This window comes from Terriglobus sp. 2YAB30_2 (genome assembly GCF_052114765.1).
Classification (GTDB): Bacteria; Acidobacteriota; Terriglobia; order Terriglobales; family Acidobacteriaceae; genus Terriglobus.
Genome location: NZ_JBFRFJ010000005.1, coordinates 204,794 through 228,092, shown reverse-complemented (window position 1 = coordinate 228,092; position 23,299 = coordinate 204,794). Strand labels below are relative to the sequence as shown.

Below are 23,299 nucleotides of genomic sequence, written 5' to 3'. Positions count from 1 at the left end.
GGTAATCGGTGCTTGCTTTGACTACTCCAGAAAGCGCACGGAAAAGCGAGAGCAAGGTCGTCTGCGCGCCTGGGCCTGGCTGGCGCTGCTTCCTATGGCTCTGGAAGGCGTGACTCCTACACTCTCATTCCCGCGAAGCGAGAGTGTTACCTCAGTACGGATCGTGCGCGGCAGTCCAGCCGACGTTGAGAGGGTGCTTGGCGCCGGTCTGCGGCCAGAGACACCTCTTCCCCTCTTCCTCCGTATCGGCTTCCCTCGCCCGCTAGCCGTGCAGGGTACCGGCTTGGCAATCGATGACATGCGACATATTCACTTCAGCGGAGCGGAGAGCGACGGTCCCGGAGACCTGGTGCTTCGTGTCGCGAAGACAGGTCCCGGATATGTTCGCTTCGAACGCGTCAGCGATGATTCTCATCTGCGGCAGTGGATGGCCTGGGAGGTCAGCGAAGTTCGCTGGCGGGAGGTCTCTCCCGGAAGAACCGAAGTGCGATGGACGATCCAGTTTGCGCGGAGGCTCGATCCGGCCTGGTACTTTGGCCCGTGGGAGCGGTTCGCCGTAAAACAGGCTGCGGACTACCTGATCGTCGCCGATGCGGAGCCGCGATGAGCCGCGAGATCCTCGTCCGCATCGCCGCACTGTACGTCCCGATTGTTGCGGCCGCCGCCGGCTGGCTGCTATTCACCTGCAATACCAAAAAGTGGATGCGGCAACGGCTCGGAGCAACCGTCCTGGTCCAAACTCTCTGGGTTTTACCAGTACTGTGGATGCTGCAGCTCATGAACACACGCACTGGGTGGTGGAGCTTCCATACCGCAGGTCCGGCAGTGCGCGGAATGCCGGTCGAGATGTATCTCGGCTGGACGGTCTTGTGGGGAGCCGTTCCCTCGCTGCTGCTCGGTCAACTTCCCCTGCGGTGGCGAATCCTGCTTCTGATCGGCTTCGATCTGCTGGCCATGCCTTACTGTGCTCCGGTACTTTCTCTATCTCCCACCTGGCTCTGGGGCGAAGCTCTCTTTGTACTCATAGGACTGGTTCCCGCACTTCTGCTTGGCGAGTGGACCGTAACGGAGCGGCATCCCCTGCGGCGTGCGTGGATGCAGGTCGTCATGGCCGGCATGGTCGTGCTCTTGCTTCTGCCGGAGTGTGTCTTTGTCATACGCAGCGGCGGCTGGAATGCATTGCCAACCACTGACTCACGCCTCGCACATGCCATTCTCTCCGTCGAAATCCAGGCAATTCTGTTGCTGGGGGTCATCGGCGTCGCGGCTGCACGCGAGTTTGGAGAGCGAGGAGAAGGTACACCGATTCCCTTCGACCCGCCTCGCAGGCTCGTCACCAGCGGGATCTACCGCTATGTCGCCAACCCCATGCAGTTGAGCTGTGCCCTGGTCATGCTGGCGTGGGCAGCAATGCTGCACAGCCTCTGGCTTGCTCTGGGAGCAATATGCGGCATCCTCTATAGCGCTGGACTCGCCACCTGGGACGAAGCAGAAGACCTGCGTACACGCTTCGGCCTGCCCTGGTTGCAGTACCGCGCTGAAGTCCACAACTGGCTGCCTCGATGGAAGCCCTACCTCACTCCCGGAGGTCAGCCGGCGACGTTATGGATCAGCGGAGAGTGCGGCCCCTGTAACGAGGTGCGGCGATGGTTCACCAGGCACGAAGCTCGCGGTCTGGTGATCATGCCGGCGGAAGCCCATCCCACACGGCGGCTACGACGCATTCGTTATGAAGACGGAGGGTACGGTGTCGACGGCGTACGGGCTGTCTTTCGCGCCGTAGAACATCTGCATTTCGGCTGGGCGTTCGCCGGCATGGTGCTCAGCATGCCGGGGATGTGGTGGCTGATACAGGCTGTGCTGGACAGCTGCGGCCTAGGGCCACGGAGCTTCAGAAGAGGGACGATCCCCATCCCATGCATTTTCCGGTTGACACAGGAAACGCGTAACCGTACAGTTACGCATTAATGAGGAACCGATCGGTTACATATTCGCCTATAGCCTCGTTTCAGGCCATCGCTGATCCAACCCGGCGGGCCATGCTCGACCTGTTACGGGAGGGAAGGAAGCCTGCCGGAGCCATCGCCGAAGCCTTTCCTGTCTCACGGCCCGCCATCTCCAAGCATCTTCGTCTGCTTCGGCATGCGCACCTGGTGCGGGAGACACGAGAAGGCCGTAACCGGATTTATGAACTGAATCCTGAACCTCTACGCGCAGTCGAAAGCTGGCTTGAGAAATATCGCGTCTTCTGGACGCAAAGCCTGGGCAACCTGAAGGCGATGGTCGAGATGGAGTTCGCAGCACCCAAGATCGCCCAGACCAGCCATCACGGCACACGCCCAAGAACCAGAAACAGGAAGGGAGAGTAAGCAGATGACAGAGACAACAGTCAGCGATTCCATCGAACTTGAGATCTTTATCGCAGCGCCGGCCGACAAAATCTTTCAGGCTTTGACCGACCCGGCCAAAGTGCCTCTGTGGTGGGGAACTCCGGCTCAATACCGCGTCACATCCTGGAACGGAGAGATTCGTCCGGGTGGCCAATGGCGTAGTGAAGGAGCTGGTGCCGACGGCACGTCGTTTCACGTCGGCGGAGAATACCTGGAGGTCGCCCCTCCCCATCTCCTGGTTCACACCTGGAAACCGAGTTGGGACGGTGAACGGCCGACACTGGTACGCTTCGACCTCCTGTCACAAGACGGTGGAACCCTGGTAAAAGTCCGTCACTCTGCCTTCGGTGATGCCTCTGCGGTACGTGAATCGCATGCCCAGGGCTGGATACGCGTGCTCGGCTGGATGCAGGCCTTCGTGGAGAGGAACGAGACCATCGACAGCCGAGGAGAGGCGCAATGAGAGCGACCTGGTGGTACCGCGGCTCTTCCCTGCTGCTCGTCCTGTTCGCCGCCGGCCACACGCTGGGCTTCCGCAAAACCGACGTATGGCCTGAGACCGTGAAGCCGGTAGTGGCCGGCATGCAGACCGTGTACTTCCCGGCGGACGGTTTCCTTCGGAGCTATTGGGATTTCTACGTCGGCTTTGGCTTGTTCGTCACCGTAATGATGCTCTTCGCTGCCGTTGTGGCATGGCAGATGGCGGGTCTGCCCCAGGAGACGCTCTCCCGGCTGAAACTGGTCCGCTGGAGCCTGGCGATCGCGCTTGCCGTCATTACCGCCATGACCTGGCGCTATTTCTTTCTGGCGCCACTGGTCTTTTCCGTTGCGACGACGGCGACCCTTACCGTGGCTGCGACACTACGAAAGTAACCATCCGGACCGTCGGGTCTTCCTCCCTCCGAGGTCCAGAATGGAGGCCAGCTGGATGCCATTCCACCCTTTGTACGACCACACGCGGAGTGACGCGGGACGGGAAGGCGATGGGCTTGCGGAGGTTAAAGAAAAGGTTAACGGCGAGAGCCGGCCACGTCGTCTGTTAAGGCCACCCGGCGCTAGGTCCATGATTTTTATAAGGAAACGAGGGACGGTGGAGACGAATTTCTGTTAGCAAAGGTGTTGCGCTTGACATTGATTCTTGTGGTACGCTACAGGCAATCGTTTGAAACAGATTGGTCTGAAGCAAAGGTACACCTCTGCCGAACCCCATTTGGATTCAGCGTCAAAACTCTATCCGCACAAGGAATTTGCAACATGGAACAGGGAACAGTGAAGTGGTTTAACGACGCCAAGGGGTTTGGCTTCATCAGCCGCGAGAATGGCGAGGATGTGTTCGTACACTACTCCGCCATTAACACGACCGGCTTCAAGAGCCTGCAGGAAGGCCAGGCGGTTCAGTTCAACGTCGTCAAGGGACCGAAGGGCTGGCAGGCAAGCGACGTGCAGCCCCTGTAGCACGCTGCAACACCTTTCGAGGACAGGATGTAAAGCAAAACGGCAGCCCTCGGGCTGCCGTTTTGCTTTAATCACGTGCGCCGGCGACGTGCGCACTAAGATCGTCCTCGTCTTTCAGACCGCGATACCCTTTGTAGTTTGCGGCTGCGCTTCCGTTAAAGTTCAGAAACAACAGCGCCCGCAGACTTCCCGTGGCATCCATGTGCGCTGGAAGCCACAGTGAAGGTTGCACCCGTTCCTGCTCGACGGTAAACCGCGTCCCCTTGCGGATATCGACCAGCAGACCTCCGGCGATCTTGAAGTCCCGGATGAAGCTGGCGTCGACCCGCATCACCGAGCGATCGGCCTCGTCCACGGCGATCGTCGCTGTCAGGCAGCGGGTTACCTCTTCGAAACGATTGCGAGTGGGAATATTGGGGTCGCCCTCATAGTCGAGCAACAGGACGGAGCGTCCATCGACAACTCCATGGCGTGGATTGGAGAGCCGGCCAAGCTCCAGCAGGCGCGAGACCGCGATCTCAGAGTTCGGCGGATGCGCCTTACGCTCCCGTGCTTTGTTGATCTGCTTGCGGATATTTTCGTCGTCTTTGCGCTGCTCCTCGTCGGTCAGCGCGTGGCCGTTATGACGCAGTGTACGGATGACCTGGAAACCGTCTTCCGTTACCGCTTCAATGTCTCGCTCTTCCTGCTTTTTAAGTTTTCCGGTGTGGTCGAACTCCAGGCGCGATTCATGCCCCTGGTAAAAGATCTGTTTCCGGAAGGTTTCCGCGGCATGCTGATGGGCAATGAGTTCGGGAACAAGCGTTGTCAGGTCAACCTGCTGTGCGGAGGCGCAGCACGGAAGAACTGAAAGGAAAACAGCAATTTGAAGAAGCGTCCTGGTGGTGGATCGTTCGAAACCAGAGCTTCTCCTGACGGCGGAGCACTGAGTTGGGAAGATCATGCACCAAGAATGGAGCACCCGGTTTACGGCCTGATGACGGCGATGCGACGGTTTCGCGAAAGTTCGCGGGTATCTCGGTGACTAAAGCATTTTTCCTGCAGGTGTAGTGCAGGGCTTGCGCATCTATGGGCGTTTTCCGCAATGAAAACGCCGCTGCACGCTCCTCCCGGGATACCCAGCAACAGGAAAAATGCTCTCTACTCCGGCTTAGCCTGTTCTTCAGAAACCTTGGTGACGTCAGGAAGGATGGTTACCGTTGCATCCAGCTTGCGGTAATCATAGAAGCGCTGCTTTCCGGCGCCCTGAAATCCCTTGAAGAGCAACACCCGGCCATCGACGTTAACGTCCAGCGTCTCCGGCAGCCAGATCTCTCCACGCACCAACGCCTGCGTCCAGGTAAAACGAGACCCCTTGTGAACGTTCGCCAGCATGCCTCCGCCGACTTTGAAGTCGGAGGCGAGGTGGGCCTCCAACCGCGAGACCACCTGGTCCTGCTCATCGATGGCCACCGTCCCGTCGAGCCGGCGCATAATCTCATCGGAGAGTCCGCTGGTGTCTGCCTTGGGATTGCCGGTGAAGTCGTAGAAGATCTGGTCGCGCCCGTTCACGCGGATCCGGCGGCCGTTGGAGAACGTGGCCAGCTTCAGTAAGCGTGAGACGGAAAGGTTCACATCCCCGCCGTGCTTCGGCTTTTTGCCGGCTTTCAGATCGGCCACCTCTTTATCGACGTGCTCCTGCTCCTTCTTTGCATCGGACGGGGAAAGTTCCTTGCCGTTATGGCGGAGATGGCGCCGCACCTCCGTTCCGTTCAGAAAGAAGACCTCATACTCCTCGGTTGTCTGCTTTTTACTGCCTCCGTCCTTATCGAGCTCATCCGCTGTCTGCTGCATGGTGCAGATGTATTTGCGGCGCAGCGACTCCAGCTCATCCTGGTGTGTCCGGACCCCGGCGAAGAGAGTCGCGAACTCCGGCAGCGGAGCTGTGCTGGCGGCTGACGCAGAGGTGGCGGGCTCCTGCGCGGTAACCGGCGCGGCAAGGAGGAAAGCGAGCAACAGGGAGCGCAGAGGCATGACAGTGATACGCATCAAGAGAAGATTCGTTCCTATGCCTGGTTTCATTTCCGGGGTATGCTGGCAACCATGATACGACTGCTCATCGAGTGGCTGCTGAATGCCCTGGCGCTGGTGATCACCGCCTACGTGGTACCGGACTTTGAAGTGGATGGCTTCGGACCCGCTGTCATCGGAGCCCTGGTGGTAGGTCTGCTGAATGTCACTCTCGGATGGCTGCTCAGCATTTTCACCTTCCCGCTCGTCTGGCTGCTGCCGCGGCTGATGATGCTGTTGATCGATGCAGTTGTGCTCTATGTCGCAGCCAAATTTGTACCTGGCTTCCGGATCAAAACTTTTCTGGCGGCCTTCATCGGCGCCATCGTTCTGGTGCTGATCCACATCGTCTTCTCGTACGTCTGAGAATGAAATCTCTATACCAGCCTGGGCTGCGCCTAGGCGGATTGTCTGTCGTCGGTGGAGCTCCTGCCCACCCTAGCGTTGCGAGGGTGGGGCACCCGGGCGGGAAGGAATGCCGAGTGCTTCCTCCAGGCCATGCTGCCATTCTGGGCCACTCTCGCGATCATGTTGTCCCAGCTCGACGACGTGCTGGTTGGCAGCTCGATCGAGAGCGGTGCGGGCATAGGTCACCTCCACCGCCGTCCGCCGCTCCTGCAACGCCGTGACATGCACATCCACGGTCATTGCGAACCGGTTGCTCACCACGGCAACATATTGCATCCGGCCGCCGGCTATATCGAAGAGCGTGTTCACCCAGACGCTGTCTACCCTTCCATGCCTGATCGTCCACACCGCACCCTGCACGTCCCTTCCCGGTTGCGGATAGGCAAAGACCGGATTCCAATCTTCGCCCGCCCACCTGCGCTCGGCCTCCGGAGCGAATAAGGGAGCGACCTGAGCCATAGGAGCAGCGAGCTCAAAGCGGAAGGTATTCACGACCTGGGCGTTCCCTTCCTGAACCGGCGATGTAGATGTTTGAGCCCCAACCTGATACATCATCGTTCCCCCCGCCAACACGAAACACATTCCTGTAATCCGCAGATTTCTGAAGGTCATCGCCGCTCCTTGAGTTGATGACTGTCCTTCGCGCGGAGCGTTAAGCCGTACAGCTCACGCAACTGATCAATCTGTCCAAGCGTTGCCTGAGAGAACGGTGCTTTGCCCTCGAAGGAATGCAGGACGATTCCTTCCAGAAGATCGCCGAGGCTCATGTCCTTAAGTTCTGCCAGTCCTTTGAGGACCTTGAGCAGTCTCTTTTCGATCCTGACGCCTGTCTGGACACGCTCAACTTCGATCGGCCGGGCTTCATCACTCATGGTACAAATGTACCACGGTACACGATTCCATGCCTCCGGAACCACATCCTCCCTCTCTGCGTACATGAGAGAATAGGCACCCTGAAAGAACGAGGACATTCCTTGTGAACCTGATCCGGAGCACTGCCCTGCTTATGAGTCTTGCCGTACCTTCTATCGCCCAAACGGCCGCACCGAAGCCGCCCGCCGATCCCCTTCACGCCTGGGTCGGCATGACCACGCCTGCCGATCTCGAGAACTGGGTGAACTATCACATCGCCGAAGAGAAGAAGGCCGTCGCGGAGATCCTCGCCGTCAAAGGAACCCGTACGATCGAGAACACGCTGAAGCCCTTCGACCGCGCCCAGTTCCACCTGAACATCGCCGGCAATCAGGACTACCTGATGTTCGGTCTGCACGACAACAAAGACGTGCGCGACAAGGCGCAGGCGCTATTGCAGAACATCTCCGCCGAAGGCACCGCCCTGCAGCTCAATCAGGATGTCTACCACGCGCTGGTAGCCGTCGATAAGACAAAGGCGGATGCAGCGACCAGGTACTACCTGGACCGTACGCTGCTGGAATACCGCCTGGCTGGTGTGGATAAGGATGCCGACACCCGCGAGAAAGTCCGCAAGCTCTCAGACCAGATCACTGAGCAATCACTCCACTTCTCCCGCACGGTGCAGGACGATGTCCGCAAGGTCGTCGTCAAGGATCCCGCCGATCTCGATGGACTCCCCGCGGATTACATCGAGAAGCACAAGCCCGCTGCCGACGGGACCATCACACTCACCACTGACCAGCCCGACATGCTGCCGGTCGTCACCTATGCGAAGAACCCGCGCCTGCGGCGCGATATGTATCTCGCGTACAACAACCGCGCCTTCCCTGGGAACAAGGCCGTCCTGCTCGATCTGATGAAGACCCGGCAGGAGATGGCGACCACGCTCGGCTATAAGACCTGGGCCGATCTCGCTACCGCCGACATGATGATCGGCTCAGCCGATAAGCTGCGTTCTTTCCTCAAGGAGGTCGATGAGGCCTCCCGCCCCGCGGCAGCCAAGGAGTTTGCCCTGCTGGAGGCCTTCGTCAAAGAGAAGGAACCTTCTGCTTTACCGCTCGCCGCCAGCGACTCCAGCTACTGGAGCGAGCAGTACCGACGCGCGAGGTACGACTTCGACTCGCAGTCGGTACGTCCTTACTTCCCCTACCCGGAGGTGGAGAAAGGCGTGCTCGCTACCGCGGGCAAACTCTTCCACATCGAGTTCCGCCCTAGCAAGGCTCCGATCTGGAACCCGACCGTCACCGCGTATGACGTCTACGACCAGGGCAAGCTGGCAGGTCGTATCTATTTGGACATGCATCCGCGTGAGGGCAAGGATAAGTGGTTCTCAGAGTCCGGCGTGATTCCGGGCTCCGGTTCGCAGATTCCTGAAGCAGCCCTGCTGTGCAACTTTCCGGGACCGGAGAATGGCGATCCCGGCCTGCTGCAGTACTCCGATGTGGTGACCTTCTTCCACGAGTTTGGGCACATGATGCACGAGGTGCTTGGCGGCCACGGTCAGTGGGCCGGCACGGCGGGCGTCAGCACCGAGCGTGACTTTGTCGAGGCCCCCTCGCAGATGCTGGAGGAGTTCTTCGAAGACACCGGGATCCTGCAGTCCTTCGCGAGACACTACAAGACCGGCGAGGTGCTTCCCTCGACCACCATCGATAAGATGGTGCGCGCCGGGCGCTTTGCCCGCGGATCGTGGGTGCAGGGACAGCTTCGCTACTCCGAGCTCTCCCTCTCTGTTCATGACCGTGCTCCCGAGCAGGTCGATCTCGATGCCATCAACAAGAAGACCTTTGTGGATCACATGCCGTATGTCTTCCTCGATGACAGCCACATGTATGCCAGCTTCACGCACCTGACCGGCTACTCGTCGAACTACTACACCTATGTGCTCGATAAGGTGATCGCTGTGGATCTCTTCTCGGCCTTCGATCCTAAGAACCTGCTGGGCGGCCCTGCGGCGATGAAGTACCGCAAGACGGTCCTGGAGCCAGGTGGAAATAAATCGGCTAACGATCTGATCAAAGATTTTCTCGGACGTCCTCAGTCCATGGACGCCCTGAAACGCTGGATCGCGCTGGGCTTGCCGGCTCAGTAGGGCTTCTGCATCTACGGGCGTTTTCCGCAATGAAAACGCCGCTGCACGCTCTTCCGGGATTCCCAGCAACAGGGAAAATGCTCTAAGAGACAAGAAAACCCACGCCGGAGGAAAGGCGTGGGTTTTCTGTTTCATTCTCATGTCGTAGCATCTTCTCTACCGGCATGAACCAACGCATACAGGCTCTGCAACAACTCCAGTCCGACACGTTTGATGTACTCATCCTGGGAGGCGGAGCAACCGGCCTCGGTATCGCCGTCGATGCAGTCACCCGCGGTTATCGCACCGCGCTGGTCGATGCCGGCGACTTTGCGCAGGCAACCAGCTCACGGGCGACCAAGCTTGTGCATGGCGGCGTTCGCTATCTGGCTTCAGGCCAGATCTCCCTGGTCTATGAAGCCCTGCATGAACGGGCAGCCATGTTGCGCAATGCCCCGCACCTGGTGCAGCCTCTTCCCTTCGTCACACCCGCCTATCGATGGTTCGATCTGCCGTTCTACGGCGTTGGACTGAAACTCTACGACGTCCTCAGCGGTAAGGCGACCATGGGACCGACCTCGGTTCTCGGTCACGACAAAACCTTGACGCTGCTGCCCAATATTGCACGGAAGAACCTGAAGGGATCCATCGTCTACTACGACGGCCAGTTCGACGACGCGCGTTTCTGCCTGGCCCTGGCCCGCACGGCTGTCGACCATGGCGCAACGGTACTGAATTATGTCCGCTGCATCTCCTTCGAAAAGTCTTCGGGCAAGATCACCGGTGCAGCGCTGCGAGATGAGGAGACTGGCAACTCCTTCCGGGTAAATGCCAGGGTTGTCGTCAACGCCACCGGTATCTTCACTGACGAGGTGCGTCATCTCGACAACCCCTCTGACGCTTCGCTGCTGAACGTCTCGCGCGGCACACACATTGTCGTGCCGCCGACAGTACTCGGCCGCGACTACGCCATCATGGTGCCGAAGACGGAGGATGGCCGTGTCATCTTCGCCATTCCGTGGCTGGGCAAGGTCGTGATCGGAACCACGGATCTCGCTGCTCCCAAACCGGAGATCGAACCCGGCCATCAAGATGACGAGATCGACTACATCCTGCACCACATCAATCCTTACCTGCAGCACACCATCACGCGTGCCGATATCCTCTCCGTCTTCTCCGGCCTGCGTCCGCTGATTACCGGGCCGGGAGCATCGACCGCAAAGCTTTCACGTGAGCACCACATTGAACGTTCCTCGTCAGGTCTGCTGACCATCGCCGGCGGCAAGTGGACCACCTATCGCCGCATGGCGCAGGATCTGGTGGACTATGCCATCAAACAGGAGATGCTGCCTGCCGCGACATGCAGGACAGAAAAGCTTCCTTTGCGTGGCGCTCCTTTGAAAGCAGGCGATTCCCACGATTCGCTTTCGCGTTATGGGACTGACCGTGCCGCTGTGGAAGCGCTTATCACCACGGATGCATCCTTAGGCGCAAAGCTGGATGAGGCTCTTCCCTTCACCCAGGCAGAGGCCGTCTATGCTGCTCGCGAAGAGATGGCCAGGACCGTCGAAGACGTTCTTTCTCGGCGGATGCGTGCCCTGCTTCTGGATGCGAAGGCCGCGCTGCGGTCAGCTCCGAAGGTCGCAGAGCTACTCGCCCGCGAGCTTGGACACGGGACCGAGTGGCGGTTTGAGCAGGTTGCCGCGTTCAGGGAATTGGCGGCGCGGTTTTATTTGCCTGGGTAGGTCAACTCTGCTTTTCGCTGTCATCCTGAGCGTAGCGAAGGACCTGCTGTTCGCTCCAAGCAAAGCTACATGCAGAATGTTGAACGCGCTAAGCGAATGGAACCAGCGTCTGGGCTACCCCATATTTCGCGGCTCTAGCAACCAGCAACTAGATTCCCAGCCAGCGAAACGCCAACCCCATAACAATCGCGCCGAGAATCGGCCCGGCGATTGGCACCCAGGCGTAGGACCAGTCAGAGCCTCCCTTGCCCGCGACCGGCAGAAGCTGATGCATCAGCCGTGGACCGAAGTCGCGAGCGGGGTTGATGGCATACCCTGTCACTCCGCCGAGCGAAAGTCCGATGGCCCAGACCAGAATCGCTACCAGGTATGGCGCCAGGCCCGGAGCGGGACCGGAGACGGCAAGAAGCTTCGACCCGATGCACTCAATCACCAGCAGCAGTACGCTGGTCGCAATCATCTCCTGCATCATGTTCAGCCACGGCTTACGCACTGAAGGAGAAGTGCAGAAGACCGCCCGCTTCAGTCCCTGGTCTTCTGTCATCGCCCAATGCGGCAGCCAGAAGAACCAGTTCAAGGCCGCACCCGTCATGGCGCCAAGTATCTGCGCCAACACAAACGCCGGAACGGTGCTCCATTGGCCCGTATGTACGGCGACGGCAACAGTCACCGCAGGGTTCAGATGCGCGCCCGGAGAGCCGCACGCAATCGCGGTAATCACGCCGCAGAAGACGGCGAAGCCCCATGCCGCGGTAATGGAGATCCATCCCGCGTTCTCACTCTTCGTACCCTTCAGCACCACACCGGCGACAACGCCTTCGCCCATCAGGATCAGAACTGCCGTACCAATAAACTCACCGAAAAACGGAGAAAGCATCAACCCTCCACCCATGCGAAGGTCCGTGTCACAGCCTTCTTCCAGGTCTTAAAGAGATCCTCGCGCTCGGCTGCATCCATCTGTGGTTTCCACGTACGGTCTGCTTCCCAGTTCTGGATCAATTCGTCCGTACCACTGAAGTAGCCGGAGGCGAGCCCCCCGGCATAGGCTGCGCCCAGCGCCGTCGTCTCGCGCATTGCGGGGCGGATCACAGCCCTATCGAGAATGTCGGCCTGGAACTGCATCAGCAGTTCGTTGGCCACCATACCGCCGTCAGTACGAAGCTGCGTGAGCTGAATCCCCGAGTCCTGCTCCATCGCCTCTACCACCTCTCGCGTCTGGAAAGCAGTAGCTTCCAGCACAGCGCGAGCGAGGTGTCCCTTATTGGCGAAACGAGTAAGACCGGCGATCACACCGCGAGCATCGTCTTTCCAGTACGGCGCATACAAGCCGCTGAACGCCGGCACAAAATAGACACCGCCGTTGTCATTCACCATCTGCGCCAGCGGTTCGATCTGGTCGCTGCTGGAGATAATGCCGAGATTGTCGCGCAGCCACTGCACCAGCGCTCCTGCAATCGCGATGGAACCTTCCAGCGCATACACCGGCGGTTTGTCACCGAACTTATACGCAAGGGTTGTCAACAGGCCGTGTGTCGAGGGCTTGCGCTCTCCGCCGGTATTCATCAGCAGGAAGCAGCCGGTACCGTAAGTGTTCTTTACCTCGCCGGGAGAGAAACAGGTCTGACCCACCAGGGCCGCATGCTGATCACCCAGGATGCCGCAGATGCCTACACCTTCAAGGCTGGTGCGGTGCAGGTCGCCGAAGTGTTCACTCGATGACTTGATCTGCGGAAGCATCTGCTTCGGGATATCGAGAGCGGCAAGAATACCCTCATCCCAATTCAGCGTGGTAAGGTTCATCAACTGCGTGCGGCTGGCGTTGGTGACATCGGTCGCGTGAACGCCACCGTGGGTGCCTCCCGTTAAGTTCCAGAGGAGATAGCTGTCGATCGTGCCGAAGAGCAGGTTGCCTTCTTCGGCCTCCTCGCGGGCGCCCTTCACGTTGTCGAGAATCCACTTCAGCTTGAGGCCGGAGAAGTATGTAGTCAGCGGCAAACCAGTCTGGTCGCGGAAGCGGTCCTTGCCTCCCTCCGCCGAAAGACGCGTAACCATATCGGCAACACGCGTATCCTGCCAGACGATGGCGTTGTAGACCGGAAGGCCGGTATTGCGGTTCCAGACAACAGTCGTCTCACGCTGATTGGTAATGCCGATGCAGGAGAAGTCCTTCGGCCGAAGACCGCGGGCGTCGACTGCCTCATCGACGACTTCGAGCGTGCGGCGCCAGATCTCGAGCGGATCGTGTTCCACCCATCCTGGCCGCGGATAGATCTGTTCGTGTTCCTTCTGTGCCACGGAGACGATGCGTCCCCGGCGGTCAAAGACCATGAATCGTGTGCTGGTGGTGCCCTGATCCAGAGCTCCGATATATCCGGCAGGCTGCAAAACTGTTCTCCCCAAGAGCCGTCTCTTTGTATCGTGTTCGACTATCAGGAAGCAACATGTGATTACGTCTGGGAAGCTCGGGAAGAATTTTGTTTGTCATTTCGCAGCGACCGAAGGGCGCGGAGAAATGACAAACAAAGGATTCTGCTGTGGCTACAAATCTAGTGCGTCACCAGGCGGCTGTGCGCAATCGCATCCAGGAAGGGTCGCGCCTGCTTCATCGCGGCCTCTACAGTGATGCCATACTTCTCGCGCAACGCATCGACCTTGCCATGCTCAATGAACTCATCGGGCCAGCCGATACGGACGACCGGCACCTGCAGCTCCAATGAGTTCAGAGCCTCCAGTACCGCCGATCCAAAGCCACCGGCGAGGACATGGTCTTCAAACGTAACGATCAGACCGCACTGACGGGCATAAGCGGCGATGCACTCGCGATCGACCGGCTTGGCAAAGCGCGGATTGATCACCGCAGCCGAGAGTCCTTCGGCGGCAAGATGGTCACTCATCGTCACGGCCAGAGGAAGCAATGCGCCCAGGCCGAAGATGGCTACATCATGTCCATCGCGAATCACCTCAGCTTTGCCGATCTCCAGCGCAACCGGCTTCTCCTTCACGACAACGCCCGGTCCGACGCCACGCGGATATCGAATCGCAGACGGCGCCTCGTAGAGCATCGCCGTGTACATCATGTCCGCCAGCTCATCCTCATCCTTCGGCACCATGTGCACAATGTTTGGAACACCGCGCAGATAGCTGATGTCGAACAGACCGTGATGTGTCGGGCCGTCATCGCCTGAGAGTCCGCCACGATCCATGCAGAAGACTACCGGCAGATTCTGCAGGCAGACATCGTGCACAATGGGATCGAAGGCGCGCTGCAGGAAGGTGGAGTAGATGGCGCAGAAAGGCTTATAGCCTTTGGTGGCCATACCGGCCGCGAAGATCACAGCATGCTCTTCCGCAATGCCGACATCGAAGTAACGCTTCGGATGATGCGGCCGGAAGAGATCGAGCGCCGTTCCATTCGGCATGGCCGCGGTAATGGCAACGACCTTGTCATTCATATCTGCAAGCTTTGTCAGCGACTCGGCAAAAATCTCAGAATATGTCTTTTGTCCCGTCGGCTTGGTCTCGCCGGTCTCAGGATCGTACGGCCCCAGGCCGTGGAACTTCTTCTGCTTCTCGAGTGCGGGCTGGAACCCGCGGCCCTTCTGCGTAATCGCATGCAGCAGCACCGGCTTATTCTGCTGCTTGAGGAATTTGAAGGTCTCAATCAACAGCGGCAGGTCATGGCCATCGATCGGTCCAAAGTAGTTCAGACCAAACTCTTCAAAGAGCATGCCCGGACCGATAAGACCTTTCGCCGCGCCCTCGGCCTTCTGTGCCACGTGCTTTGCCGCTTTACCACCGATGCGCTCAATCAGATCCACCGCGCGATCGTGCCAGGTGACGAAGGTCGGGTTGGTGACAATCTTGTGGAAATACGAGGCGATCGCGCCCACATTGCGATCGATCGACCAGGCATTATCGTTCAGCACCACGATCAGGCGTTTGGTCGATGAGGCGATATTGTTCAGCGCCTCCATGGTGATGCCATTGGTGAAGGCGGCATCTCCGGCCAGAGCAATAATGTGCTCGTCGCCACCATTCATATCGCGCGCCACAGCCATGCCCAGCGCAGCCGAGAGCGCCGTGCCTGCATGCCCAGCGCCGAAGCTGTCATGCTCGCTTTCCGTGCGCAGCATGAAGCCGTTCAGGCCATCCGGCTGGCGGATGGTATCGAAGCGATCGGCGCGGCCGGTCAATAACTTATGGACATAGGCCTGGTGCGATACATCGAAGACAAAGCTGTCGCGTGGCGTGTCAAAGACATAGTGCATGGCGATGGTGAGTTCCACCACACCGAGGTTCGGACCGATATGACCACCGGTCCTGGAGACACCAACAATAAGCCGTTCGCGGATCTCTTCTGCCAGTTGAGAGAGTTCGGAGATAGAAAGCTTTTTGACGTCCGCGGGCGAATGTATCTGTTGAAGCAGGCTCATTATTATGGTTCGACGGCAATAGGCCGCCGGGGTTACTCTTCAGTATACGCCGGTAGTTCCCCCTCCCAGCGTGCAATTACGGCACACGCCAGGCAGTTCCCTATAACATTCAGGGAAGTGCGCCCCATATCCATCACCGCATCTACCCCAAGCAGCACCAGCATGGGTTCCAGAGGCAGATTGAACGTGGTGGCAGTTGCCATCAGCACCACCAGAACGGCACGCGGCACACCGGCTATGCCTTTGCTGGTGAGAACCAGCATCGCCAGCATCATCGCCTGTTCGCCCCAGCCCATGTGGATATTCGCCGACTGCGCCACAAACAGCGAAGCCATCGCCAGGTAGAGAGCAGAACCGTCAAGGTTGAAGCTGTATCCTGCTGGAATCACAAAGGCAACCACACGGCGAGGGATACCGAACTGCTCCATGTTTTCCATGGCCGTCGGCAAGGCTGCCTCCGAGGTTGCGGTCGCAAAGGCGATGGTCGCAGGTTCTGCAACAAACTCCACAAACCGGCGCAACGGAATCTTTGCCCACAAGGCAATCGGCAGCAGGATCAGCAGAATAAACGCGACCAGCGAGATGTACAGCGTAAGCAGCAGCTTGCCCAGCGGCAGAAGGACACTGGCTCCCATATGTCCGACCGTGTAGGCCATCGCGGCGCCCACGGCCACCGGGGCCAGATACATCACGATACCGGTGAAGCGGAACATCACTTCCGCAAACGACTCCATAAGTCGTACCAGCGGTGTACGTTTTTCCTCAGGCAGCAGCGCCAGGGCAATCCCGAAGATCGTGGCAAAGACCGCAACCTGCAGGATCTGACCCTCGGCAATCGATTTGGCGATGTTCTCCGGAAAGACGTGGACCAGGAAGTCCTGCCAGTGCATCGGAGCTGCCGGCGGCAACGCTCCGCTGGCAGCAGGCAGCGTCAATCCCACGCCCGCCTTGCTGATATTGATCGCAGCCATGCCGATGGCGAGCGCAAAGGTCGTCACCACCTCGAAATAGATCAGCGCTTTCACACCCATGCGGCCTACCTGCTTTAACTCGCCGTGGCCGGCGATGCCGTTGATGAGGGAGGCAAGAATCAGGGGTGCGACGATCGTTTTGATGAGACGTAAAAAAATGTCTGAGAGAAACTTCAGGTTCGAAGAAAAAACCGGAGCATCATGGCCTAATTCCCCGCCGGCGAGCATCGCAAAAAAGATCCACGGCGTTATCGAACGGCTTTTCCAGGCGAAGACGGCAAGAAGCCCGAGTCCGAGCAGACGACACGCCTCTTCCAGCGTTAAAAGAGAAGGAGAGACAGTTGCAAGACTAGCCGCCGCCGCGGCAGTGAAAAGAGTCACACCGCCCACGGCCAGTGCTTGTTGCATTTTTGGAAGAGCCATCGTGCGGAGCATATCATCTGTCTCGAAGAGAGGTTTCTGGAGATGCGTCGATCATTCCTTCTGCTTTGGGTGGCCGTGACCGCCGTGGCTACCCACACTGCCACCGCGCAACTAGGCTTCGGGCAGAGCAATCAGCCGAGCCAGCAGGCGCAAAGCCCCTTGACAGTGCCGACCCTGTCACCAGGGGTGGTCTTCCTGATGGAACTGGAAGGCCGCTTCAATCAGGCTGTTGAGAAGGGCGGCGGCAAAGCCTTCGCGAGCTGGTTTGCTGATGATGCCGTGGTATTGAACAACGGACGTGCCGCTACCTTCGGCAAGCTTGCGATTGGCGAGCAGGCAAAGTGGGACCCCAAGGACTATCAGCTAACCTGGCAGCCGCAGGGCGCGCAGATGGGTCCGAGCGGCGACATGGGCTTTACCTGGGGACATTACGAGGGGCATTCCAAAGATAAGAATGGTCAGCCCGTTGTTGTGGAAGGCCGCTACATCACCATCTGGAAAAAGATCAACGGCGAATGGAAGATAGCGATGGATGCAAGTGCAAACGATGCGCCTCTCGCCGGCGAGTGCTGCGCGTTGCCTAAGCCGGGCAGCGCAAAGTAATCCTTAGAGCGCGTTTCTAAAGTTCGCGCCATAAGGAGTGAAGAGTATTTGCTGTCCGAAGCATTGAAAAGCAGGTCCTTCACTTCATTCAGGATGACATCATTTTGGTGCGAATCTCAGAAATACGCCCTAACGCAGATTGCTGCTGGGCCGGCTGGGTAGCGTGAAATAGAACGTCGATCCCCGTCCCAGCTCGCTCTCTACCCAGATCTCACCGCCATGCTGTTGCACGATGGATTTGCAGATGGCCAAGCCCAGGCCGGTGCCTCCTTTGGCCCGCGAATCCGAAGCATCCACCTGCTGAAAACGCTCGAAGATCAGATCCAGCTTATCCGCGGGAATACCACGACCCTGATCGTGAACAGCGATGCAAGCTTCACCATCCGCTTCATACGTGGCAGCAAGAAATATTTCACTTTCCGCAGGCGAAAACTTGATGGCATTGGAGATCAGGTTTGTCAGCAACTGCAGAATGCGATCCGGATCGGCCCAGGCAAAGACATTCTCTGCCTGAAAGCGGAATCCAATCCCCGCCTTTGCAGCCGATGTCTGCTGCAGGTCCGCTGCACGATGACACAAGTCGCCAACCGACACGTTGGACTGATGCAGTTCTGCCTTGCCGCTGCCAATACGTTCCAGTTCCAGGATGTCGTTGACGAGATTGATCAGCCGGTCCGTGTTTCCGACGGCAATATCCAGCATCTGCTGCGCTTTCTCCGGCCGAGACTGTAGCACGCCGCTGGCAACCATCCCCAGCGCCGCGCGCAGTGACGTGAGCGGCGTACGCAACTCGTGCGAGACGGTCGAGACGAACTCATCCTTCATCTGGTCGAGCTCGCGGCGCGCAGTGGTATCAGTAAAAGCGACGACGACACCCACCGCCTCTCCATCATCCAGCAACGGTGTTGCGACGTAGTCCACCGGCACGTGCGTGCCATCCTTCCGCCAGAAGATCTCATCATTGACACGTACCGGCTCAGAAAGATGGACTGCCTCCTGGATCTTCGATCCCTCCGCCGGCTCCGGCGAGCCATCCGCGCGCGTATGGTGGATGGTCTCATGCAGGTTTCGTCCGAGAAGATCATGCGGCTTGTAGCCGAGAATCTGCGCTCCGGCCGGGTTGACCACAGTGATTGTGCCTGCCAGATCGATACCCAGAATGCCGTCACCAACGCTGGCCAGGATCGAGTCGCTCTGACGGCGCAGTGCACGCAGACGCTCTTCGGCTCCAACCTTCTCGGTAATATCAACGCCGAAGCCGAGCACGTAGAACGGCCGGCCTTCGGTCTCAATCAGCCGGTTCCTGTAGGCAAGGACCCGAACTTCCTCATTGCGGTGACACAAACGCAGCTCTCCCTGAGCCTCTCCGCTGGTGCAGACCGCCTGCAGGTACGCCTCCAAGGCATCCACTTCGTCGGCCGGAACAAAGTCCGCCAGCGGCTTGCCTACCATCTCATCGATGCTGTACCCGAGGCTCTCCGCGCCGTAACGATTCAGGCTGATCAGCGTTCCATCCTCGGCATGGGTAAACACCATACCGAGAGAACCCTCAATCAACTGGCGATACCTTGCTTCGCTCTCACGCAGAGTAGCCTCGGCTTCCCGCTGCAAGGTGACATCGATGCCGGTGGCGATGATAAAGGCCACTTCATTCTGTTCATCCAGCAGAGCTGTCGCGCTCCATGCGATATGACGCATGCTTCCATCGCGCGTCCGCCAGAAGTTCTCGAAGGTCGTGGGAAAGTTGCCGCGGGCGATGCTTTCGAAGGTCGCAATCGCGTCCTCGATATCTTCCTCCGGAATCAGCTTCTCCCAAAGATGCTGGCCTATCAGATCCGAGACCTGATATCCGGAGATGACCTCGCAGGCGCGATTGAATCGGACGACACGGCCAGCCGTATCCAACACCGCAACCAGGGCTCCCACGGTATCCAGCACTGCAGAGACGAAGTTGCGCTCCACGGTAAGAGCTGTCTCCACACGCTGCCGCGTGCGGGACGCACGATCCATCGATCGCATCCGGGTGCTGAGTTCCAGCCGGGTGACGATCTGGCGAGCGAGGACCTCCAACGCCTCCACCTGCTGATCGTTCAAAGTGCGCGGCACGGTGTCCAGAACACACAGGAGGCCGATACGCGCCCCATCCGGAGTCGTTAGAGGAGCACCCGCATAAAAACGATAGGTCGCATCTCCCAGGGCAATACCGTTCGCTCCAAAGCGCTTGTTCCGTGACAGATCGGGAATCTCATAGACGTTCGCATCCTGCAGCGTCTCATCGCCGGGAAAGGCGTTGCGGACCAGTTCCGGCGTCTCCCAGTTGGGGTGAGACTTGAACCAGATCCGATTCGTGTCCAGAAGGCCGACCGCGGCTGCCGGAGTATTGCAGATCTGCGCTGCCAGACGCGAGATTTCGTCCAGCGCCGAATCTGCCGGAGTATCGAGAATCTCGTATTGTTCGAGCGCGCGAAGCCTTAACTGCTCGTCCCGGATCAGGCTGCTCTTCATCGTTATCTAACGTTATGCATCCTAGAGCATTTCCCTGTTGCTGGGTATCCCGAAAGAGAAATGCGGCAGCGTTTTCATTGCGGAAAAAACGCTTATAGATGCGGAAGCCCTACTGTACGCCTACAGGGAAATGCTCTACGCAAACGAGAGAGCAATGAAAACTATCAGATTTGGTGCACTGAGAGCGTTTTCCCGGTTGCCGAGTATCCCGGAAGGGGCGTGCGGCGGCGTTTTCATTGCGGAAAACGCCCATAGACGCGATAACCCTACACTACCCCCCATAGGGGAAACGCTCTAGCGCACCAGATCGAGGCGGAAGACCGTAACCGGCTTCATGGAGATAGCTGACCCAAAAGCTTTGCTCTCTCCGCGTTCCACCGAGATGCGGCCGAAGCGCGTGTTCAGACCTATCGCCGCAACCACACCATTCGCGCGGTCCAGAACGCTCATACCCATGGAAAGCAGTGTCCGTGTGCTGAGACCCACGTTGAAATCGCGAATTCGCATGGACGAGTTTTCCGGCGCCTGTGGAAAGCGCCGCAACATTCCTCCGGCGTACATCGGCAACTCGCTTAATTGAGCAAATGCCGGATGAGCCGCGGACACCGCAGTCTGGGATGGCGACGGGAAGTAGCTCCAGCCTCCAAACCTGCTCGTCAATGCGGACCAGCGGCTTTGTACCGCAGCAGTCGGCTTCCCGTTATAAGAGAAGTCCTGGCGAACGTATGGCAGTACCAACGAGTGAGAGATATAAAGTGACGGCTGCATCTGCAGCGCGGGCGTCGCCGAAAGATCGAGCCCGCTTGCAGTTTCAGCACCTCCGGCCGCCGCATGTGCCATCGGAGCAGCGCAGAGTAGGACGAGGCAGACAGCACGGATTACGGTTAGCTTGATCACCAGGGGAGGTCTCTCCTTGACTATCGGTGCTCTCAAGCAAATCTTGAGTGCCGATATCTGGCGTACGTCCCCTGTGATGCAGGCGGGCAGAAGAAGTCTGCCCGCCGTCCTGGAAGATTACTCGTCCTGTTCGCGCAGTTTTGCGATGACAGTGAAATCCTCGAGCGTCGTGGTATCGCCCTTTACCTCTCCGGTGGTCGCCAGTTCCCGTAACAAACGGCGCATGATCTTACCCGAGCGGGTCTTCGGCAGAGTCTGCGTAAAGCGCAGGTCGTCCGGACGCGCCAGGGCGCCGATCTCCTTGGCAACCCACTTGCGCAGCTCCTGCTTCAGGTCTTCCGTCGCCGTAACGTGTTCTTCCAGCGTGACGAACGCAGCGATCGCCTGGCCTTTGAGCTCGTCCGGACGGCCAACGACAGCGGCCTCCGCAACAGTAGGATGCGAAACCAGCGCTGACTCAATCTCCGCCGTTCCCAGGCGATGTCCGCTGACGTTGATGACATCGTCAACACGGCCCATCAGCCAGAAGTAGCCATCCGCGTCCCGCCGCGCACCGTCGCCGGTAAAGTACGCTCCCGGAATCTCCGACCAGTAGGCGGCAACATAACGCTCCGGGTTGCCGTAGATGGTGCGCGCCATCGAGGGCCAGGGCTTGCGAATGATCAGCAGACCGCCGTGGCCATCCGGCACGGGTTCGCCTTCCTTGGTCACAACGGCGGCATCGACACCAAAGAAAGGCACGGTGGCCGATCCGGGTTTCGCGGCAATCGCGCCTGGAATCGGCGCAATCATATGCACTCCGGTCTCGGTCTGCCACCAGGTATCGGCAATGGGGCAGCGCTCATGTCCGATCTCGCGGTGGAACCACATCCACGCCTCGGGATTGATGGGCTCGCCCACTGTACCCAGCAGACGCAGCGAAGCCAGCGAATACTTGCGGACCCACTCGTCGCCCCACTTGATAAATGCGCGGATCGCCGTGGGAGCGGTATAGAAGATCGTCACCTTGTGACGATCGATAATCTGCCAGAAACGGTCCGGCTCCGGCCAGTTAGGCGCGCCTTCATACATCAGCACGGTGGCGCCATTCTGCAGCGGTCCGTAGACCACATAGCTGTGTCCCGTAATCCAGCCGATATCGGCAGTGCAGAAGTACACATCATCTTCCTGCAGATCGAAGACATATTTGCTGGTCAGATATGTGCCTACCGCGTAGCCGCCGGTGGTATGCACCAGGCCCTTAGGCTTACCGGTTGTTCCAGAGGTATAGAGGATGAACAGCGGATCCTCGGCATCCATGGATTCGGGCGGGCAGTTCGGCGACGCCTTCGCGGTCAGCTCGTGCCACCAGAAATCGCGGCCGGGAGCCATCGCCACCTCAGATCCCGTACGACGATGGACGATCACCGTCCGGATCGTCGGGCAGCTCTTCAATGCCTCATCAACGATGGGCTTCAGCTTCACTTCCCCGCCGCGACGGTATCCGCCATCCTGGGTCAACACAGCGACACAGCCGGAATCATTGATCCGGTCAACAAGAGCATGCGCCGCAAATCCACCGAAGATCACATTGTGCACCGCGCCAATGCGGGCACAGGCCAGCAGGGCAATCGCCAACTCGGGGCACATGCCCATGTAGATCGCGACGCGATCTCCCTTTTGGACGCCCGCCTCTTTCAGCATGCTGGCGGCCAACTGCACCTCGGTGAGAAGCTCGGCAAAGGTCAGGGTACGGACTTCGCCCGGCTCTCCCTCCCAGATGATCGCGGGCTTCTGTGCACGGCTGCCCACCGCATGACGATCGACGCAGTTGTGGCTGAGGTTCAGCTTGCCACCGACAAACCACTTCGCCCAGGGCTGATCCCACTCCAGAACCTTTGTCCACGGCTCGAACCAGTCGATCTCGCGCGCCGCATCTGCCCAGAACTCCTCCGGCTGCTCGATGGAGCGGCGGTACATAGCGTCATACTGCTCTCGTGTTTTTATATGGGCCCGTGCAGCAAACTCAGCGTGCGGCGGAAAGACTCGGTTTTCTCGTAAAAGCGAATCAAAACTTGTTTCAGACACAGTCGACATGCAGCTCCTAGTGAGACCACGATTGTACTTTGTCAAAATAACGACCGGCCACAAGTACACTCAGCAAATGGAATTCCATTGGGGCGCCATCTTTGGATTCATGTTCGGCTTTATGTTCGGTGTGGGCTGCGCACTGGCGGTCATGTACTCCATCTATATGGGCGGCTATCGCGCTGCGCTTCGTGACGCCCGGCTCCCCGCACCGCCCGAGCGCTACCGCAAAGCCGTTGCCAAACTTGACAGTACTCAGGGATAGAGCGTTTCTCTGTTGCTGAGTTTCCCGAAGGGGGCGTGCAGCGGCGTTTTCATCACGGAAAACGCCCATAGATGCGGAAACCCTACAGTGCACCACAGGGAA

The 23,299-nt window shown here is 58.8% G+C and carries 22 protein-coding genes; 11 read left to right on the top strand and 11 right to left on the bottom strand.

All coding sequences use genetic code 11. From position 1 onward, the window contains the following. Positions 1-94 precede the first annotated feature (94 nt). The 6 genes from AB4Y89_RS10300 to AB4Y89_RS10275 all read left to right on the top strand — a co-directional run bounded on the left by AB4Y89_RS10300 (position 95) and on the right by AB4Y89_RS10275 (position 3,845). Positions 95-607: a hypothetical protein gene (locus tag AB4Y89_RS10300; protein WP_442300839.1), complete on the top strand. Its 513-nt coding sequence runs from the start codon at positions 95-97 to the stop codon at positions 605-607. Continuing rightward, positions 604-1,968 carry a methyltransferase family protein gene (locus AB4Y89_RS10295; protein ID WP_442300838.1) on the top strand — a complete coding sequence of 455 codons (1,365 nt, stop codon included), beginning with the start codon at positions 604-606 and terminating at the stop codon, positions 1,966-1,968. The genes AB4Y89_RS10300 and AB4Y89_RS10295 overlap by 4 nt, the downstream gene beginning before the upstream one ends. After that, positions 1,968-2,369: a metalloregulator ArsR/SmtB family transcription factor gene (locus tag AB4Y89_RS10290; protein WP_442300837.1), complete on the top strand. Its 402-nt coding sequence runs from the start codon at positions 1,968-1,970 to the stop codon at positions 2,367-2,369. The genes AB4Y89_RS10295 and AB4Y89_RS10290 overlap by 1 nt, the downstream gene beginning before the upstream one ends. 4 nt (positions 2,370-2,373) lie before the next feature. Then, a complete protein-coding gene (locus AB4Y89_RS10285) occupies positions 2,374-2,853 on the top strand; it encodes an SRPBCC family protein (RefSeq protein ID WP_442300836.1) in 480 nt (159 codons plus the stop codon). Then, positions 2,850-3,263, top strand: a complete 414-nt coding sequence (locus AB4Y89_RS10280) for an LIC_13387 family protein (protein WP_442300835.1) — start codon at positions 2,850-2,852, stop codon at positions 3,261-3,263. Before AB4Y89_RS10285 ends, AB4Y89_RS10280 begins: the two co-directional genes overlap by 4 nt. A 381-nt stretch (positions 3,264-3,644) precedes the next feature. Next, the gene (locus AB4Y89_RS10275; protein WP_147647236.1) at positions 3,645-3,845 is read left to right on the top strand and encodes a cold-shock protein; all 201 of its coding nucleotides are present in this window, start codon (positions 3,645-3,647) and stop codon (positions 3,843-3,845) included. A gap of 67 nt (positions 3,846-3,912) precedes the next feature. On the opposite strand, the gene AB4Y89_RS10270 is transcribed toward AB4Y89_RS10275, so the two are convergent. Together AB4Y89_RS10270 and AB4Y89_RS10265 are read right to left on the bottom strand one after the other, a co-directional pair. Beyond that, a complete protein-coding gene (locus tag AB4Y89_RS10270) occupies positions 3,913-4,788 on the bottom strand; it encodes a hypothetical protein (protein WP_442300834.1) in 876 nt (291 codons plus the stop codon). A gap of 197 nt (positions 4,789-4,985) precedes the next feature. Beyond that, positions 4,986-5,873, bottom strand: a complete 888-nt coding sequence (locus AB4Y89_RS10265; protein ID WP_442300833.1) for a hypothetical protein — start codon at positions 5,871-5,873, stop codon at positions 4,986-4,988. Between the two features lie 54 nt (positions 5,874-5,927). On the opposite strand from AB4Y89_RS10265, the gene AB4Y89_RS10260 reads away from it, so the two are divergent. Further along, complete coding sequence (locus AB4Y89_RS10260; protein ID WP_442300832.1) at positions 5,928-6,260, top strand: phage holin family protein; 333 nt, start codon at positions 5,928-5,930, stop codon at positions 6,258-6,260. Positions 6,261-6,332: 72 nt separating this feature from the next. Here the strand turns inward: AB4Y89_RS10260 and AB4Y89_RS10255 are convergent, their stop codons facing one another. Next, a complete protein-coding gene (locus AB4Y89_RS10255) occupies positions 6,333-6,914 on the bottom strand; it encodes a hypothetical protein (protein ID WP_442300831.1) in 582 nt (193 codons plus the stop codon). After that, positions 6,911-7,174, bottom strand: a complete 264-nt coding sequence (locus AB4Y89_RS10250; RefSeq protein ID WP_442300830.1) for a hypothetical protein — start codon at positions 7,172-7,174, stop codon at positions 6,911-6,913. The genes AB4Y89_RS10255 and AB4Y89_RS10250 overlap by 4 nt, the downstream gene beginning before the upstream one ends. Before the next feature lie 104 nt (positions 7,175-7,278). Between AB4Y89_RS10250 and AB4Y89_RS10245 the strand changes: the two genes are divergently transcribed. Both AB4Y89_RS10245 and AB4Y89_RS10240 read left to right on the top strand, forming a co-directional pair. Beyond that, a complete protein-coding gene (locus AB4Y89_RS10245) occupies positions 7,279-9,309 on the top strand; it encodes a M3 family metallopeptidase (RefSeq protein WP_442300829.1) in 2,031 nt (676 codons plus the stop codon). A gap of 164 nt (positions 9,310-9,473) precedes the next feature. Next, positions 9,474-11,033, top strand: coding sequence for an FAD-dependent oxidoreductase (locus AB4Y89_RS10240; RefSeq protein ID WP_442300828.1), 1,560 nt, complete (start codon positions 9,474-9,476; stop codon positions 11,031-11,033). 148 nt (positions 11,034-11,181) lie between these two features. On the opposite strand, the gene AB4Y89_RS10235 is transcribed toward AB4Y89_RS10240, so the two are convergent. The 4 genes from AB4Y89_RS10235 to AB4Y89_RS10220 form a co-directional block, all read right to left on the bottom strand. Continuing rightward, a complete protein-coding gene (locus AB4Y89_RS10235; protein WP_442300827.1) occupies positions 11,182-11,910 on the bottom strand; it encodes an MIP/aquaporin family protein in 729 nt (242 codons plus the stop codon). After that, positions 11,910-13,418, bottom strand: a complete 1,509-nt coding sequence (gene glpK, locus AB4Y89_RS10230) for a glycerol kinase GlpK (protein ID WP_442300826.1) — start codon at positions 13,416-13,418, stop codon at positions 11,910-11,912. Before glpK ends, AB4Y89_RS10235 begins: the two co-directional genes overlap by 1 nt. Before the next feature lie 161 nt (positions 13,419-13,579). Beyond that, the gene (dxs, locus tag AB4Y89_RS10225) at positions 13,580-15,466 is read right to left on the bottom strand and encodes a 1-deoxy-D-xylulose-5-phosphate synthase (RefSeq protein ID WP_442300825.1); all 1,887 of its coding nucleotides are present in this window, start codon (positions 15,464-15,466) and stop codon (positions 13,580-13,582) included. Between the two features lie 32 nt (positions 15,467-15,498). Then, entirely contained in the window at positions 15,499-16,860 is a 1,362-nt protein-coding gene (locus AB4Y89_RS10220) for a dicarboxylate/amino acid:cation symporter (RefSeq protein ID WP_442300824.1), read from the bottom strand. A gap of 42 nt (positions 16,861-16,902) precedes the next feature. Here AB4Y89_RS10220 and AB4Y89_RS10215 point away from each other — a divergent pair, with 42 nt between their 5' ends. After that, positions 16,903-17,463 (top strand): YybH family protein, encoded by a 561-nt coding sequence (locus AB4Y89_RS10215; RefSeq protein WP_442300823.1) that lies wholly within the window; start codon positions 16,903-16,905, stop codon positions 17,461-17,463. Between the two features lie 129 nt (positions 17,464-17,592). Here AB4Y89_RS10215 and AB4Y89_RS10210 read toward each other — a convergent pair whose 3' ends face one another. The 3 genes from AB4Y89_RS10210 to acs all read right to left on the bottom strand — a co-directional run bounded on the left by AB4Y89_RS10210 (position 17,593) and on the right by acs (position 22,941). After that, positions 17,593-19,968 carry a PAS domain S-box protein gene (locus AB4Y89_RS10210; RefSeq protein WP_442300822.1) on the bottom strand — a complete coding sequence of 792 codons (2,376 nt, stop codon included), beginning with the start codon at positions 19,966-19,968 and terminating at the stop codon, positions 17,593-17,595. Positions 19,969-20,262: 294 nt separating this feature from the next. Beyond that, positions 20,263-20,865 carry a hypothetical protein gene (locus AB4Y89_RS10205; RefSeq protein ID WP_442300821.1) on the bottom strand — a complete coding sequence of 201 codons (603 nt, stop codon included), beginning with the start codon at positions 20,863-20,865 and terminating at the stop codon, positions 20,263-20,265. 117 nt (positions 20,866-20,982) lie between these two features. Continuing rightward, positions 20,983-22,941 carry an acetate--CoA ligase gene (gene acs, locus AB4Y89_RS10200; protein WP_442300820.1) on the bottom strand — a complete coding sequence of 653 codons (1,959 nt, stop codon included), beginning with the start codon at positions 22,939-22,941 and terminating at the stop codon, positions 20,983-20,985. 67 nt (positions 22,942-23,008) lie between these two features. On the opposite strand from acs, the gene AB4Y89_RS10195 reads away from it, so the two are divergent. Further along, positions 23,009-23,197 carry a hypothetical protein gene (locus AB4Y89_RS10195; RefSeq protein WP_442300819.1) on the top strand — a complete coding sequence of 63 codons (189 nt, stop codon included), beginning with the start codon at positions 23,009-23,011 and terminating at the stop codon, positions 23,195-23,197. Positions 23,198-23,299 lie beyond the last annotated feature (102 nt).